Source organism: Vibrio tubiashii (assembly GCF_028551255.1).
In the GTDB taxonomy this organism is placed as follows: Bacteria; Pseudomonadota; Gammaproteobacteria; order Enterobacterales; family Vibrionaceae; genus Vibrio; species Vibrio tubiashii_B.
The window spans coordinates 3,258,124-3,274,540 of sequence record NZ_CP117029.1 but is presented as its reverse complement, the minus strand read 5'-3'; the positions used below and the strand labels follow the sequence as shown (position 1 = coordinate 3,274,540).

The following is a 16,417-nucleotide window of genomic DNA, read 5'->3' as shown; positions in this document are numbered from 1 at the left end:
CCAGTTCCGCTCTTATATGGCTTCAGTTAGCTTTGAGGAGTTACGAACATAAGCTGTTGACCATGTTCATAAAGCACCGGGTAAGGTAGTGTTTGCCCATCCTTAAAGACGGTATTGGGAGGAAAATACATAGCTGACCATGCAGGGAGGCTGGCACTTAACTGCCGATAGAATTCATCTACCGGAAAGGAAACCTTTTCAGTTGCCTGCTGGAAAATAATTCGGCTGTATTGACTAGGGTGATTAGAATCTAGAATAAAACTTGCATCTGGCCCAGAAGTGATAAATTCAGGTGTTTGCCAATCACTTATCCGAGCAACGTGAGTTGCAATTACGCAATGCTCAGGTTTGCAGCCGAACTGAGGCGCATCTACTGTCCATATATTTATATCCCAGCCATTCAGTTTTGGCATCGTAATACCTTTGTCGGCCAGTTTTTCAACGATTATTCCCATATTCTGGGCTGTATTTATTAGGCTTGTATCCACAAGTTCCTCGAATTTGATGCGAGCATCATCTTTATTAGTAGCTTCTGTTTTGGGCATCCAGGCCATTAATGATGGGCGAGCGGACGGGTTATCAGGCGTCGCCATGATATTTCCTGCATTGAATGCTAGGGTCTGAGCGCCAGTCATCCCAGACAATGGCACATCGAGTGAAGTTAGTAGGGCTGTTGCATTTAGTGCACGAAGCAAAAGTGATTTTTTGTAGGAGTTAGTACCATCTGAAGAGTCTTGTAAATCTTGATCGTAAATCCCGCCAGCTCTAGCAATGTTTAGTGCTCTACTCTGTTGTGCATCGTATTGCTTTGGTGATACAGCGCAGCCGTGTAAAAAGAGGATGCAAATGATAGTTGATAATAACAGTGTCAATTTGTGGTTCATTCGTCATTCTCCATTTGATGAGATTTGTTTCATATATAACATCTCATGGAAAACCATAAACGCAAGTCTAAGAACGTGGCTTTTTCAAATGTTTTTAACCTGTTACGACAGAACAATTTAAAGTTAAGCCCGATTTCTCCCAAAATGCGCTTTCAGAAGCTGCTCCGTTATGGGGAAGACGACTCGCAAGTATGGAGCAATCCTACAGGAAACCTGTATTTTCAGTTAATTAAGTCTGAAAAGCACTTGCTACTGGTGACCGTTTTTTCAAAACTCAGCCACTCATTTACAGATTTAAGAGCTTAGGAAGGCTAAGCTAAACATTAAGAAATTATCGAGGAGATCTTATGGAACTTTGGATATGGTTGTGTGGCTTACTATTGACTGTAGCGGCTGTAGGAGGCGTCTTCTGGTACGCTGGGCGGGAGAAGTAGAACTAAGCGCTATCTGACTTATCCAGCTCTTGCTTAAGGTGAGTGATGAGTGCTTGTTTTTCCTTTTCATTAAGCTGTTCTATTAGGCAAGCCAGCTCAGCTGAACTATCAGAGTCAGAGAAGAAAAACGCAACAGGCACACCCAACTCTTCTGCCAGCTTCTTGAGTGTACTGACATCAGGCATGTGGCGGCCTCTTTCATAATGATTCATTCGGCCACTCGCAGAACTTGGATCCATACCCAAACGGATACCGAGCTCTCTTTGGCTGATGCCAACTCGATTTCTAGCCTGTTTAAGGCGCTGCGGGAATACGTTTGTTTTAGACAAGTGAGAATCATCATCAACCTTTGATACTTAGATTTTCTAAGTTTTTATTATACCTGTATACTTAGGATAACTAAGTATACATTTGGTTAGCGGAGAGAACGGCATGAAGAAATTGATAAATTTTGCGCTCTTTTGTTTATTTTCCCTTGGTTGTTTAATCGCAACATACCATTCATGGGGATTGGCGCTAACGGCCATCCCACTTGTTGTCTGGTTTCAAACTCCGCTGAACTTTTTTCACAAAAAACGCTTGGCTGCGGTGCTATTTTGGTTGGTACTTATCTACTTCCATTGGCTTCTTGGGCTAGCTACCGCGCTAACTTATTTTGCTACGCACGTTTGGAGTTTGCACTGTCAGTACGAACACCCCAGAAGAGTCCGTAAAAAGAAAAAACAACCGCAATTCAACTCTGCGACTGGTTCAGCCATGATGGGCCATGGTGGTATGGACGTTGACATGGATGGGAACGTTGATGGCTGTTTCTGATATAAACATTAATGGGCTTATTGGATTAGCAAAGAATTTGATCAACCAACTAGGACTATTGATGATCCTATAGGGGTTGATGCTCTCGGATCCTTTTTGGCAACTCGCAGCGATCTCCTTCCCCATTATCTGGTGGATCAAAAGATATCTTCTGCTTATTCACAGGGTTCGTCTTCTCGCTCTACTCTTCTGGACAGGATTTGCTTACTATAGATTGTCAGCTGGAAAGCCTTTTCCCACCATTCCCACTTTTCCCATCCTGATCTATGATGGAAGTCATCTTGGGAAGTAAGAATTTGACCATAAATTGCAATTTGATCCCCAATCGGTCCCCAAGACGTCGCGCGAGGCCAGCTATTATGGGAAACTTTACTTTCTGTATCGGAAAATAATCTATAACGCGGCCTCGGGTCGCGTTTTTTCATTGTGTATAAAGGAACACCTATGATCCACATTATTACAGGTAGCACACTGGGTGGTGCTGAGTATGTGGGAGACCACCTCAGTGATCTACTAATCGAAAAAGGCTTTGAGACTACCATCCATAACCAACCTGATTTGGCACAAGTTGACAATAAGGGTACTTGGTTAATCATTACTTCAACTCACGGCGCTGGTGAATACCCAGATAATATTCAGCCGTTTATTCAAGCTCTACAAGACACGCCACCGAAAATGAATGAAGTAAAATACGCGACGATCGCCATTGGTGATTCGAGTTACGATACGTTCTGTGCAGCGGGTCAGCATGCCCATGACCTACTTGCCGATATCGGCGCTACAGCACTGACAGAGTGTTTTACTATCGATGTTCTCAGCCATGATGTACCAGAAGATGCCGCAGAAAACTGGTTAAATGACCATATTGAGCTTTTCTAATCCCCTTCTAAGTGGTCAATTTCTTGGCCACTTCCCCCTTTTGTGAATAACTTTCCTTACTCCCCAAACACTGTTCGCTCATTTTTCAATCATTTTATCTGTGGATAAACTACGATCTTTCCGGTGATTAACCTATAGTTATCCAAATAACAACTTAGATCCTTTTTTACCCCTGTGTATAACTACCCATTTTGATCCCAGTTAATCCTCGATCTGATCAAGGCAAGATCACATGATATGATCCAAATAAGATCCATGATCTTGTTGATCATTTTCCACTTATCCACAGAAACGGTCGATCTTAATAGTAGATCTAATAAAAGATCATATATATAGATCTTATATATATAAGGATTTCACTGCTTGAAGGAAAAGAGCCAAAAGCATTTTCTCAGCCCGTGAAAGAAGGTAGAATAACGCTCTTTTTCTCTATCCAACTCTCTATTGAATACCTGAGGTCGGTTCATGCTTTATCACGAAAAATTTGATGTCATCGTCGTTGGTGGCGGTCACGCAGGAACGGAAGCCGCACTCGCATCTGCTCGTACAGGACAAAAAACCCTGTTACTCACTCACAACATTGACACCCTAGGTCAGATGTCGTGTAACCCAGCAATTGGTGGTATCGGTAAAGGTCACTTAGTCAAAGAAGTCGACGCGATGGGCGGTTTAATGGCTCAAGCGATTGATCATTCCGGTATTCAATTTAGAACACTCAACGCCTCGAAAGGCCCAGCTGTACGAGCAACCCGTGCTCAAGCTGATCGTGCGTTGTACAAAGCTTATGTTCGCAACGCGCTAGAAAACGCCCCTAATCTCACTCTGTTCCAACAATCTGTTGATGATCTTATTGTTGAGCAAGATCGTGTCTTGGGTGTTGTTACCCAGATGGGACTGCGTTTCTACGCAAAAGCCGTTGTGCTGACGGTGGGGACTTTCCTCGGCGGTAAGATCCATATTGGTATGGAGAGCTCGTCAGGTGGTCGTGCGGGGGATCCGCCATCGATCGCGCTGGCTGATCGTCTGCGTGAACTGCCGTTTAGAGTTGATCGTTTAAAAACAGGCACACCTCCACGCATTGATGCGCGCAGTGTCGATTTTTCTGAGTTAGAAGCTCAACATGGTGATAACCCTGCCCCCGTATTTTCGTTTATTGGAAAGCGTGAACAGCATCCGCGTCAAATCCCATGTTTTATCACTCATACCAACGAGCAGACTCACGATGTAATTCGTAACAACCTTGATCGCAGCCCTATGTACGCGGGTGTGATTGAAGGTATTGGCCCGCGCTACTGTCCATCAATCGAAGACAAGGTGATGCGTTTTGCTGACAAGAACAGCCATCAGATCTTTATTGAGCCAGAAGGGCTTGATACGCATGAGCTGTATCCAAATGGTATTTCCACCAGCTTGCCGTTTGATGTTCAAGTTCAGATCGTACGCTCAATGAAAGGGTTCGAAAACGCGCATATCGTGCGACCAGGTTATGCGATTGAGTATGATTTCTTCGATCCACGTGACTTAAAGCAAACCTATGAGACTAAATTTATTAGTGGTTTGTTCTTTGCGGGGCAAATTAACGGTACCACGGGTTACGAGGAAGCTGCGGCACAAGGCTTGATGGCGGGCCTTAACGCCAGTCTGTTTAGCCAAGACAAAGAAGGCTGGAGCCCACGTCGTGATCAAGCTTACATGGGCGTGTTGATTGATGACCTATCGACCATGGGCACTAAAGAACCTTACCGTATGTTTACTTCACGCGCGGAATACCGCTTGTTATTGCGTGAAGACAACGCGGACTTGCGTTTGACTGAGCAAGCTCGTCAGCTTGGCTTGGTTGATGATGTTCGTTGGGCTCGATTTAATCAAAAAATCGACAATATCGAAGCTGAACGCCAACGCTTGAAAGAGATCTGGATGAACCCTAAATCACAAGGGGTTGATGCACTAAATGAATTGCTAAAAACACCGATGGCACGTGAAGCGAGTGGTGAAGACTTACTGCGTCGTCCAGAAATGTCTTACGATCAATTGACTCAGCTAGAGGCATTCGCCCCAGCCATCGAAGATCAACAAGCCGCTGAGCAGGTTGAAATCCAAGTCAAATACGAAGGTTATATCAAGCGCCAGCAAGATGAGATCGAAAAGTCGTTGCGCCATGAGCACACAAAGATCCCAGTCGATTTAGATTACGCTAAGGTCAGCGGTTTATCGAATGAAGTGGTGGCGAAACTGACAGAAGCAAAACCAGAGTCTATCGGTATCGCTTCGCGCATTTCAGGCATTACACCGGCTGCGATTTCGATTCTTTTAGTTCACTTGAAAAAACATGGCCTGCTGAAAAAAGGCGAGGAAGCATAATGTCTCAACTACGCACTCAACTGGATGAACTGATTGCTCAGACCGATCTAGAGGTATCACCTCGTCAGCGTGAACAGCTGGTTGGCTATGTCGAAATGCTCAACAAATGGAACAAGGCGTACAACCTGACATCGGTACGTGATCCACAAGAGATGCTGGTGAAGCACATTATGGACAGCATCATTGTTAGCACTCACTTACAGGGTGAGCGTTTTATTGATGTCGGTACAGGACCAGGACTACCAGGTATTCCTTTGTCCATTATGAATCCTGACAAAGCGTTTGTGTTGCTAGATAGCTTGGGCAAACGCATTCGCTTTATCAAACAAGTTCTTCATGAACTCAAAATAGAAAATGTGACACCGATTCAAAGTCGAGTCGAAGAATACCAGCCTGAAGATAAATTCGATGGCGTATTAAGTCGTGCATTTGCTTCAATGACTGATATGGTTGAGTGGTGCCACCATCTACCAAAATCACCAGGTGGGCATTTCTTGGCGCTGAAAGGTCAATTACCACAGGATGAGATTGAGCAATTACCTGAGTGGTGTTCTGTGACCGACGTCAAAGCTTTGAATGTTCCTCAATTGGAAGGTGAGCGTCATCTAGTAATCTTATCGCGCAAGGAATAAAAGCGAGGTTCATTGTGGGAAAAATCGTAGCGATCGCCAACCAGAAAGGCGGGGTTGGAAAAACAACGACATGCATCAACTTAGCCGCATCTATGGCTGCGACTAAGCGTAAGGTATTGGTGATAGACCTCGACCCACAAGGCAATGCAACGATGGCCAGTGGTGTAGATAAATACCAAGTCGATGCCACCGCTTATGAACTGCTTGTAGAAGATGTGCCGTTTGATGAAGTGGTGTGTCGTAAGACATCCGGCAACTATGATTTAGTGGCGGCCAATGGAGATGTGACGGCGGCTGAAATCAAACTGATGGAAGTTTTTGCCCGTGAAGTTCGCCTTAAGCACGCTTTAGCATCAGTTCGCGATAACTATGATTTCATCTTTATCGATTGTCCTCCTTCTCTAAACCTTCTTACAATCAACGCTATGGCCGCAGCCGATTCGGTTTTGGTTCCAATGCAGTGTGAGTATTTTGCACTTGAAGGTTTAACCGCGTTAATGGATACAATCAGTAAGCTTGCTGCTGTTGTAAACGAAAATCTAAAAATTGAAGGGTTACTACGCACTATGTATGACCCTCGCAACAGACTGTCGAACGAAGTATCCGATCAACTTAAAAAGCACTTTGGCAACAAGGTGTACCGCACCGTTATTCCGCGCAATGTGCGTCTCGCTGAAGCGCCTAGTCATGGTAAACCGGCAATGTATTACGATAAATACTCTGCAGGTGCTAAGGCTTATTTAGCGCTAGCTGGTGAGATGCTTCGCCGCGAAGAAGTCCCTGCATAACGACAACCAAAGGAATTCCGTCTCATGTCTAAGCGTGGTTTAGGTAAAGGGCTTGATGCCCTGCTTTCAACCAGTTCACTAGCGCGTGAAAAACAGCAAAGTGCACTGCACAGCCAAGAACTGTCATCGGATGGTAGTCTCACCGATTTAAATATTAACAGCTTAAAGCCGGGTGTTTACCAGCCGCGCAAAGAGATGGAACCTGAAGCGCTAGAAGAGCTTGCCGCTTCGATTGAATCTCAAGGGATTATTCAGCCTATCGTAGTGAGACAGGTTGATGGTGACAAATTTGAAATCATCGCCGGTGAGCGTCGCTGGCGTGCGGCTCGTAAAGCGGGTCTTAAGCAAGTGCCATGCGTGGTGAAGAATGTCGAAGATCGTGCAGCGATCGCTATGGCATTGATCGAGAACATTCAGCGCGAAGATCTTAATGTGATCGAAGAAGCGGTTGCTCTCGATCGTCTGCAAGAAGAGTTTAGTCTGACTCATCAGCAGGTTGCTGATGTGATTGGTAAGTCTCGCGCGGCGGTAAGTAACTTATTGCGTCTAAATCAGCTAGAAGATGACGTGAAAAGTTTAGTTTCCGGCAATCTGCTTGATATGGGGCATGCTAGAGCTCTGTTGGCTCTTGAAGGTGAGCAACAGGTTGAGATTGCTCAGCAGGTCGCCAAAAAGAAAATGACCGTTCGTCAGACCGAGCAGTTAGTGAAAAAGTGTCTCCAGCCACAATCTGAACCCAAAAATGAGGTTCAAGACGCTGAAGCACAACAAATGTCACAAAAATTGAGTGAAATGCTTGGGGCTAAAGTTGCAATTGTGCGCGCTGACAACGGCAAGTCGAAAGTGACGATTAGTCTTGATGAGCCTCACAAATTAGAGCAGTTAATTGCCAAGCTTGAGAGCTAAATGAGATAATTGATCTCAATCAATATATGTAAAAATCGAATTTTTGTGCGGAAGTTGTCGGCTTGTAAACAAAATTGTAACTTTTTGCGGTGTTTTAATTGCAATCAGTTCGACTCACCGTATAATTTTCGCCAATTTCCCAGCCCTGAGGTAGTAAAGCTGTGGATTTTACTAGAGGTACGAATACATGGTAGCTGCGTTAGCTAGACCAGGACGAGCGCTTGCAAAGCAATTGTTAATGATCGAGGCGAGCGCGGTTGCGTTAGTGGCAGCGGGTATGGCGATAGCCGTCAATACTGAATGGGGAATCTCAGCACTAATTGGAGGGAGCATATTTGTTGTCGCCAATGCTGTATTTGCCTTGTGTGCTTTTCTGTTTGTAGGGGCTCGTGCAGCAAAAATGGTTGCTGCGTCTTTCTACACCGGAGTGGCACTAAAGATCCTCATTACTGTGGCTCTCTTCTCTGTTGCTTACATGTATATGCAGGTGGAACTCGTTCCCCTCAAACTAACCTATTTGCTGGTATTAGGGATTAATATCTTTGCGCCAGCGCTATTCATTAACAACAAAAAATAGGATGAGTTATGGCTGCGCCAGGTGAAGCGCTAACATCGTCCGGATACATTGCCCACCACTTATCAAACCTATCTTTAGCAAAGCTAGGCTTGGTAGCGGAGGAGACAAGTTTCTGGAACGTACATATCGATAGCCTGTTTTTTTCTTGGTTTACTGGTTTAATTTTCTTAGGAATTTTCTACAAAGTAGCGAAGAGAACAACAGCGGGTGTACCAGGTAAGCTTCAGTGTGCTGTTGAAATGATCGTAGAATTTGTCGCGGAAAACGTCAAAGATACGTTCCATGGACGCAACCCATTGATTGCCCCTCTAGCACTAACTATCTTTTGTTGGGTATTTTTGATGAACGTGATGGACTTAGTTCCTATCGATTTCTTACCTTACCCAGCAGAGCATTGGCTTGGTATTCCTTACCTTAAGGTTGTACCGTCAGCTGATGTTAATATCACCATGGCTATGGCTCTAGGCGTGTTTGCTCTGATGATTTACTACAGCATCAAAGTAAAAGGTCTAGGTGGATTCGCCAAAGAACTTGCTTTACATCCATTTAATCACCCAATCATGATTCCGTTTAACCTACTGATTGAAGTGGTATCGCTACTTGCGAAGCCTCTATCACTTGGTATGCGTCTATTTGGTAACATGTTCGCGGGTGAGGTTGTATTCATTCTTTGTGCGGCAATGTTACCATGGTATTTACAATGGATGGGTTCACTACCGTGGGCAATCTTCCATATCTTGGTTATTACGATTCAGGCCTTCGTGTTTATGATGCTTACGATTGTTTATATGTCGATGGCACACGAAGACAGTGATCACTAATTTTTTAAACTCTTATTAGTCAAAAAGTATATTTGGAGATAGTAATGGAAACTGTACTGAGCTTTTCAGCAATCGCAGTAGCAATCATCGTTGGTCTATGTGCAGTAGGTACTGCAATCGGCTTCGCAATCCTAGGTGGTAAGTTCCTAGAAGGTGCTGCGCGTCAACCAGAAATGGCTCCTATGCTACAAGTTAAGATGTTCATCATCGCTGGTCTACTAGATGCGGTTCCAATGATCGGTATCGTAATCGCTCTACTATTTACTTTCGCAAACCCATTCGTTGGTCAACTAGCTGGTTAATCATTGCTTTTCAGAGACAAACATTGGTTTGTCATTGATTAACACTAAGTCCAATTAAAGAGGGGTAGCTGTTGTGAATATGAACGCAACTCTGCTGGGTCAAGCAATCTCGTTCGCTCTGTTTGTGTGGTTCTGCATGAAGTATGTATGGCCGCCAATCATGAACGCAATCGAAGAACGTCAGAAGAAAATTGCTGACGGCCTTCATGCGGCAGAACGTGCTGAGAAAGACTTGAATCTAGCTCAAGCTAACGCTTCTTCTCAATTGAAAGAAGCGAAGCGCACAGCAACTGAGGTCATTGAGCAAGCGAACAAGCGTAAGGCTCAAATTCTAGACGAAGCTCGTGAGGAAGCTCAGGCAGAACGCCAGAAAATCCTTGCGCAAGCAGAAGCTGAACTTGAAGCAGAACGCAACCGTGCGCGCGATGAACTGCGCAAACAAGTTGCAACTCTGGCTTTAGCTGGTGCTGAGAAAATCCTAGAGCGCTCTATCGATAAAGACGCGCACAAAGATCTTCTCGACAACATTACTGCAAAACTTTAAGTCTGGGGGCGCACATGGCTGATATGACTACTATCGCACGCCCCTATGCTAAAGCAGCATTCGACTTTGCTGTAGAAAAAGGCCAACTAGACCAATGGGGTCAAATGTTGTCTTTTGCCGCGGAAGTCGCCAACAACGAACAAGTACATGAGTTATTAACTAGCTCAATGTCTGCAGACAAACTTGCAGAAGTATTTGTTGCGGTTTGTGGCGAACAAGTTGATGAGTTTGGCCAAAACCTGATTAAGGTGATGGCGGAGAATGGCCGATTATTGGCTCTTCCTGATGTATGTGCTGAGTTCTTGCTTCTTAAACAAGAACATGAGAAGGAAATCAGCGTTGAAGTGACTTCAGCGACTGAACTTTCAGAACAGCAAAAAGCAGACATCAGCAGCAAACTTGAAACGCGTCTTGAACGCAAAGTCCAGCTGAATTGCAGCGTAGATGAGGCCCTACTTGGTGGGGTTATTATTAGAGCCGGAGACTTAGTCATCGATAACTCAGCACGTGGCCGTTTAAGCCGCCTGAGCGATGCATTGCAGTCTTAATGGGGATTGGAGCATGCAACTTAATTCCACGGAAATTAGCGATCTAATCAAACAACGTATCGAATCTTTCGAAGTTGTTAGTGAAGCTCGCAACGAAGGTACTATCGTATCGGTAAGCGATGGTATCATTCGCATTCACGGCCTAGCGGACGTGATGCAAGGTGAAATGATTGAATTACCGGGTGGCCGTTATGCACTAGCACTTAACCTTGAGCGTGACTCGGTTGGTGCGGTTGTAATGGGCCCATATGCTGACCTTAAGGAAGGCATGAAAGTTACAGGTACTGGTCGTATTCTTGAAGTACCAGTTGGTCCTGAAATGCTTGGTCGTGTTGTAAACACACTAGGTGAGCCAATTGATGGTAAAGGTCCAATCGAAGCGAAACTGTCTTCGCCTGTAGAAGTGATTGCACCAGGTGTAATCGACCGTAAATCGGTAGATCAACCTGTGCAAACTGGTTACAAATCTGTTGACTCAATGATCCCAATCGGTCGTGGTCAGCGTGAGCTTGTAATCGGTGACCGTCAGACTGGTAAAACAGCAATGGCGATCGATGCAATCATCAACCAGAAAGACTCTGGTATTTTCTCAATCTACGTAGCTATCGGTCAGAAAGCATCGACTATCGCTAACGTAGTTCGCAAACTAGAAGAGCACGGCGCGCTAGCTAACACTATCGTTGTTGTTGCATCTGCTTCTGAATCTGCAGCGCTACAATACCTAGCGCCATACGCAGGTTGTGCGATGGGTGAATACTTCCGTGATCGCGGTGAAGACGCACTGATTGTTTATGATGATCTATCTAAGCAAGCGGTAGCTTACCGTCAGATCTCTCTACTACTAAAACGTCCACCAGGTCGTGAAGCATTCCCAGGTGATGTTTTCTACCTCCACTCACGTCTACTAGAGCGTGCAGCTCGTGTAAGCGAAGAGTACGTAGAGAAGTTCACTAATGGTGAAGTGAAAGGTAAGACAGGTTCTTTGACTGCACTACCTATCATCGAAACTCAAGCTGGTGACGTTTCAGCATTCGTACCGACAAACGTAATCTCGATTACTGACGGTCAGATCTTCCTACAGACTGAGCTATTCAACGCGGGTGTTCGCCCAGCGGTTGACCCAGGTATCTCAGTATCTCGTGTTGGTGGTTCTGCACAGACGAAAATCATCAAGAAGCTATCAGGCGGTATCCGTACTGCACTAGCTCAGTACCGTGAACTAGCGGCTTTCGCACAGTTCTCGTCTGACCTTGATGAAGCGACAAAGAAACAGCTAGACCACGGTCAGAAAGTTACAGAACTAATGAAGCAGAAGCAGTACGCTCCAATGTCTGTATTTGACCAAGCTCTAGTTATCTTTGCGGCAGAGCGCGGCTACCTAGCAGATGTTGAATTAAGCAAACTGCTAGATTTCGAAGCGGCTCTACTATCGTATGCTCGCGGTCAATACGCTGAATTTGCAGCTGAGATCGACAAGACGGGTGCATACAACGATGAAGTTGAAGCACAGCTGAAGAAGCTGACTGACGACTTCGTAGCAACCCAAACTTGGTAATAGGTCGGTGGCAGTAATGTCACCAACTAATGGAGAGTAACGATGGCCGGCGCAAAAGAGATACGTAATAAAATCGGTAGTGTTAAAAGCACTCAGAAGATTACGAAAGCAATGGAAATGGTAGCAGCTTCAAAAATGCGTCGCTCTCAAGACGCAATGGAAGCTTCTCGTCCATACGCTGAAACAATACGTAAAGTGATCGGTCACGTAGCAAACGCAAGTCTAGAGTATCGTCATCCATACCTAGAAGAGCGTGAAGCTAAGCGTGTTGGTTACATCATCGTTTCAACAGACCGTGGCCTCTGTGGCGGCTTGAACATTAACGTGTTCAAAAAAGCTGTGACAGACATGCAAAGCTGGAAAGAGAAAGGTGCTGAAGTTGAACTGGCGTTGATCGGTTCAAAAGCAACAGCTTTCTTTAACAACAGCGGTGCAAAAGTGGCTGCTCAGGTTTCAGGTCTAGGCGATAAGCCAAGCCTTGAAGACCTAATCGGTTCTGTCAGCGTTATGCTGAAGAAATACGATGAAGGTGAATTGGACCGCCTATATGTGGTGAGCAACAAGTTTGTGAACACTATGGTTCAACAACCAACGATCGATCAATTACTACCTTTGCCTAAATCGGACAGCGAAGAGATGCAGCGTACCCACCAGTGGGACTACATCTACGAGCCAGAACCAAAAGCGCTACTAGATACACTTCTAGTGCGTTATGTGGAATCTCAAGTATACCAAGGTGTGGTTGAGAACCTTGCTTGTGAGCAAGCGGCTCGAATGATTGCAATGAAAGCTGCAACTGATAATGCGAGCAACCTGATTGATGACTTAGAACTTGTGTACAACAAAGCCCGTCAGGCAGCGATTACACAAGAACTATCAGAAATCGTTTCAGGTGCAGCAGCGGTTTAAGCTTAGGTAAAACGAAATAGTTTAGAGGATTAACGATGGCTACAGGTAAGATCGTACAGATCATCGGTGCGGTAGTCGACGTAGAGTTCCCACAGAGCGAAGTACCTAGTGTATATGACGCTCTAAACGTTACTGAATCAAAAGAGCGTCTAGTTCTTGAGGTTCAACAACAGCTAGGCGGTGGCGTAGTTCGTTGTATCGTTATGGGTAGCTCTGATGGTTTACGTCGTGGAGTTGAAGTTGTAAATACTGGCGCTCCAATTTCAGTACCAGTAGGTACTAAGACCCTTGGTCGTATCATGAACGTACTTGGTGATGCGATTGATGAGTGTGGTGAAATCGGTGCGGAAGAGACTTACTCTATCCACCGTGAAGCACCAAGCTACGAAGAGCAATCAAACGAAACTGCTCTACTAGAAACTGGTGTTAAAGTAATCGACCTAGTTTGTCCATTCGCTAAGGGTGGTAAAATCGGTCTATTCGGTGGTGCAGGTGTAGGTAAGACCGTTAACATGATGGAACTTATCAACAACATCGCACTACAACACTCTGGTCTTTCAGTATTCGCAGGTGTTGGTGAGCGTACTCGTGAGGGTAACGACTTCTACTTCGAAATGCAGGAAGCTGGCGTTGTAAACGTTGAGAAACCAGAAGAATCGAAAGTAGCAATGGTTTACGGTCAGATGAACGAGCCACCAGGCAACCGTCTACGTGTTGCACTGACTGGTCTAACAATGGCAGAGCGCTTCCGTGACGAAGGTCGTGACGTTCTACTGTTCGTTGATAACATCTACCGTTACACGCTAGCAGGTACTGAGGTATCAGCACTTCTAGGCCGTATGCCTTCTGCGGTAGGTTACCAGCCTACACTAGCAGAAGAGATGGGTGTTCTTCAGGAGCGTATCACGTCAACTAAAGCAGGTTCTATCACGTCTGTACAGGCGGTATACGTACCAGCGGATGACTTGACTGACCCTTCTCCAGCAACAACGTTCGCGCACTTAGATGCAACGGTTGTACTTAACCGTAACATCGCAGCTATGGGTCTATACCCAGCGATCGACCCGCTAGATTCGACTTCTCGTCAGCTAGACCCACTAGTAGTAGGTCAAGAGCACTACGACATCGCTCGTGGCGTTCAGCAGACACTTCAGCGCTACAAAGAGCTGAAAGATATCATTGCGATTCTAGGTATGGACGAGCTATCTGAAGAAGATAAGCAAGTTGTATCTCGTGCACGTAAGATTGAGCGTTTCCTAACTCAGCCTTACCACGTAGCGGAAGTATTTACTGGCGACCCAGGTGTTTACGTACCTCTTAAAGAGACTCTACGTGGCTTCAAAGGTCTACTAGCTGGTGATTACGATGACATTCCAGAGCAAGCGTTCATGTACTGCGGTACGATTGACGATGCTATAGAGAATGCGAAGAAGCTATAAGGCTAACTAGGAGGCGATATGGCAGCAATAACCTTTCACCTAGACGTTGTTAGTGCGGAGAAGAAAATCTTCTCAGGCCTAGTTGAAACGTTCCAGGTGACCGGTAGCGAAGGTGAGCTTGGTATTTTCCATGGCCACACACCGCTGCTGACCGCTATCAAGCCTGGTATGGTGCGTATTGTTAAACAGCACGGCCACGAAGAAATTATCTATGTTTCTGGTGGTATGATAGAAGTTCAGCCGGGTACAGCGACTGTACTGGCTGATACGGCTATCCGTGGTGAAGAGCTAGACGCAGCTAAGGCAGAGGAAGCTAAACGTCGCGCTGAGGAGAGTATCCACAATCAGCACGGCGATATGGACTTCGCTCAAGCGGCCAGTGAACTGGCTAAAGCCATTGCTCAGCTACGAGTTATCGAGCTGACGAAACAGCGTCGCTAATTCGCGACACTGTTTTAAAAGTGATAAAGGCGGTCGTAAGACCGCCTTTTTGCTTAATTTTTAACGGAAATTTTTCTTAGTCAATTAACTAATCAACGATTAGTGTCTAGAATACCTCTCAGTTTTAATACAAGTTCAAATGGGTAACTCAATGAAGTTTAGCGCAGTGATTCTGGCGGCGGGCAAAGGGACTCGCATGTACTCCAATAAACCTAAGGTTCTGCATACGCTTGCGGGTAAGCCGATGGTGAAACATGTGATTGATACATGTAATGGATTAGGCGCGCAGAACATCCATTTGGTGTACGGCCATGGTGGCGATCAAATGCAAGCTGAACTAAGCAGTGAGTCGGTAAGTTGGGTGTTGCAAGCGGATCAGCTTGGTACGGGTCACGCAGTGGATCAAGCTGCACCACAATTTGAAGATGATGAAAAGATCTTAGTGCTTTATGGCGATGTACCACTGATCTCTGAAGAGACGATTGAAAGCTTACTCGATGCCCAGCCAACAGGCGGTATCGCGCTGCTTACCGTGGTGCTAGATAACCCTATGGGCTACGGACGTATCGTGCGTAAGAACGGCCCTGTTGTTGCGATTGTTGAGCAAAAAGACGCGACAGAAGAGCAGAAGCTGATTAAAGAGATCAATACAGGTGTAATGGTTGCCACTGGCGGTGATCTGAAACGTTGGTTGTCTGGTCTAAACAACGACAATGCTCAAGGTGAGTACTACTTAACCGATGTTATCGCTGCTGCCCATGATGAAGGCCGAGCGGTAGAGGCAGTTCATCCAGTAAACCCAATTGAGGTGGAAGGGGTTAACGACCGCGCTCAGTTGGCGCGTCTAGAGCGTGCGTTCCAGTCAATGCAAGCACAAAAGCTACTAGAGCAAGGCGTAATGCTGCGCGATCCTGCACGTTTCGATCTACGTGGTGAATTGCAGTGCGGAATGGATTGTGAAATTGACGCCAATGTTATTATCGAAGGTAAAGTATCGCTCGGTGATAACGTCGTGATTGGTACTGGTTGTGTACTTAAAGATTGTGAAATAGACGATAATACGGTTATTCGTCCGTACAGTGTGATTGAAGGTGCGACGGTCGGTGAAGAGTGTACCGTGGGTCCATTTACTCGTCTGCGCCCTGGTGCAGAGATGCGTAATGACTCTCACGTCGGTAACTTCGTTGAAGTGAAAAATGCTCGCCTTGGTGAGGGTTCTAAAGCCAATCACCTGACTTATTTAGGTGATGCCGAGATCGGTCAGCGCACCAATGTAGGGGCGGGTGTAATCACTTGTAACTATGATGGCGCAAACAAGTTTAAAACAACCATCGGCAACGATGTTTTTGTTGGCTCTGACAGTCAGCTGGTGGCGCCAGTGACTATCGCTGATGGTGCGACAATTGGTGCAGGAACGACTTTGACCAAAGATGTCGCTGAAGGTGAGTTAGTCATCACTCGCGCTAAAGAGCGTAAGATTTCAGGTTGGCAGCGCCCAGTAAAACAAAAGTAATCGCTTTTACTACCAATAATAACGTAACAAAGCCGCTCATGATGAGCGGCTTTGTTGTCTCTAGTTAG

The 16,417-nt window shown here is 45.6% G+C and carries 18 protein-coding genes; 16 read left to right on the top strand and 2 right to left on the bottom strand.

Features of this window, described 5'->3' with window-relative positions; translation table 11 throughout:
- Positions 1-26: 26 nt before the first annotated feature.
- Both LYZ37_RS15140 and LYZ37_RS15135 read right to left on the bottom strand, forming a co-directional pair.
- On the bottom strand, positions 27-884 hold the full coding sequence (locus LYZ37_RS15140) for a hypothetical protein (protein ID WP_272786006.1): 858 nt from the start codon (positions 882-884) through the stop codon (positions 27-29).
- Positions 885-1,320: 436 nt separating this feature from the next.
- Positions 1,321-1,647 carry a helix-turn-helix domain-containing protein gene (locus tag LYZ37_RS15135; protein WP_272786005.1) on the bottom strand — a complete coding sequence of 109 codons (327 nt, stop codon included), beginning with the start codon at positions 1,645-1,647 and terminating at the stop codon, positions 1,321-1,323.
- A 103-nt stretch (positions 1,648-1,750) separates the two neighbouring features.
- Here LYZ37_RS15135 and LYZ37_RS15130 point away from each other — a divergent pair, with 103 nt between their 5' ends.
- From LYZ37_RS15130 to glmU, 16 genes are all read left to right on the top strand, one after another.
- Entirely contained in the window at positions 1,751-2,134 is a 384-nt protein-coding gene (locus LYZ37_RS15130) for a hypothetical protein (RefSeq protein WP_272786004.1), read from the top strand.
- 444 nt (positions 2,135-2,578) lie between these two features.
- Positions 2,579-3,013 carry an FMN-binding protein MioC gene (gene mioC, locus LYZ37_RS15125; RefSeq protein WP_272786003.1) on the top strand — a complete coding sequence of 145 codons (435 nt, stop codon included), beginning with the start codon at positions 2,579-2,581 and terminating at the stop codon, positions 3,011-3,013.
- A 465-nt stretch (positions 3,014-3,478) separates the two neighbouring features.
- Positions 3,479-5,374: a tRNA uridine-5-carboxymethylaminomethyl(34) synthesis enzyme MnmG gene (mnmG, locus tag LYZ37_RS15120; protein WP_272786002.1), complete on the top strand. Its 1,896-nt coding sequence runs from the start codon at positions 3,479-3,481 to the stop codon at positions 5,372-5,374.
- Complete coding sequence (gene rsmG / locus LYZ37_RS15115) at positions 5,374-6,006, top strand: 16S rRNA (guanine(527)-N(7))-methyltransferase RsmG (protein ID WP_272786001.1); 633 nt, start codon at positions 5,374-5,376, stop codon at positions 6,004-6,006. The genes mnmG and rsmG overlap by 1 nt, the downstream gene beginning before the upstream one ends.
- A gap of 14 nt (positions 6,007-6,020) precedes the next feature.
- A complete protein-coding gene (locus LYZ37_RS15110) occupies positions 6,021-6,794 on the top strand; it encodes a ParA family protein (RefSeq protein WP_004743582.1) in 774 nt (257 codons plus the stop codon).
- 24 nt (positions 6,795-6,818) lie between these two features.
- On the top strand, positions 6,819-7,700 hold the full coding sequence (locus LYZ37_RS15105) for a ParB/RepB/Spo0J family partition protein (RefSeq protein WP_239827208.1): 882 nt from the start codon (positions 6,819-6,821) through the stop codon (positions 7,698-7,700).
- Between the two features lie 187 nt (positions 7,701-7,887).
- Entirely contained in the window at positions 7,888-8,277 is a 390-nt protein-coding gene (locus LYZ37_RS15100) for a F0F1 ATP synthase subunit I (RefSeq protein ID WP_004743580.1), read from the top strand.
- Between the two features lie 8 nt (positions 8,278-8,285).
- Entirely contained in the window at positions 8,286-9,098 is an 813-nt protein-coding gene (gene atpB / locus LYZ37_RS15095; protein ID WP_004743579.1) for a F0F1 ATP synthase subunit A, read from the top strand.
- 44 nt (positions 9,099-9,142) lie between these two features.
- Positions 9,143-9,400 carry a F0F1 ATP synthase subunit C gene (gene atpE, locus LYZ37_RS15090; protein ID WP_004411110.1) on the top strand — a complete coding sequence of 86 codons (258 nt, stop codon included), beginning with the start codon at positions 9,143-9,145 and terminating at the stop codon, positions 9,398-9,400.
- Between the two features lie 73 nt (positions 9,401-9,473).
- Positions 9,474-9,944 carry a F0F1 ATP synthase subunit B gene (gene atpF / locus LYZ37_RS15085; protein WP_004743578.1) on the top strand — a complete coding sequence of 157 codons (471 nt, stop codon included), beginning with the start codon at positions 9,474-9,476 and terminating at the stop codon, positions 9,942-9,944.
- A gap of 14 nt (positions 9,945-9,958) precedes the next feature.
- On the top strand, positions 9,959-10,492 hold the full coding sequence (gene atpH / locus LYZ37_RS15080) for a F0F1 ATP synthase subunit delta (RefSeq protein WP_272785999.1): 534 nt from the start codon (positions 9,959-9,961) through the stop codon (positions 10,490-10,492).
- A gap of 13 nt (positions 10,493-10,505) precedes the next feature.
- On the top strand, positions 10,506-12,047 hold the full coding sequence (atpA, locus tag LYZ37_RS15075) for a F0F1 ATP synthase subunit alpha (protein ID WP_004743576.1): 1,542 nt from the start codon (positions 10,506-10,508) through the stop codon (positions 12,045-12,047).
- Between the two features lie 42 nt (positions 12,048-12,089).
- A complete protein-coding gene (gene atpG, locus LYZ37_RS15070; protein ID WP_272785998.1) occupies positions 12,090-12,956 on the top strand; it encodes a F0F1 ATP synthase subunit gamma in 867 nt (288 codons plus the stop codon).
- 35 nt (positions 12,957-12,991) lie between these two features.
- Positions 12,992-14,395 carry a F0F1 ATP synthase subunit beta gene (gene atpD / locus LYZ37_RS15065; protein ID WP_272785997.1) on the top strand — a complete coding sequence of 468 codons (1,404 nt, stop codon included), beginning with the start codon at positions 12,992-12,994 and terminating at the stop codon, positions 14,393-14,395.
- 18 nt (positions 14,396-14,413) lie between these two features.
- Positions 14,414-14,836 (top strand): F0F1 ATP synthase subunit epsilon, encoded by a 423-nt coding sequence (locus tag LYZ37_RS15060; RefSeq protein WP_004743573.1) that lies wholly within the window; start codon positions 14,414-14,416, stop codon positions 14,834-14,836.
- A gap of 151 nt (positions 14,837-14,987) precedes the next feature.
- Positions 14,988-16,349 carry a bifunctional UDP-N-acetylglucosamine diphosphorylase/glucosamine-1-phosphate N-acetyltransferase GlmU gene (gene glmU / locus LYZ37_RS15055; RefSeq protein ID WP_272785996.1) on the top strand — a complete coding sequence of 454 codons (1,362 nt, stop codon included), beginning with the start codon at positions 14,988-14,990 and terminating at the stop codon, positions 16,347-16,349.
- Positions 16,350-16,417 lie beyond the last annotated feature (68 nt).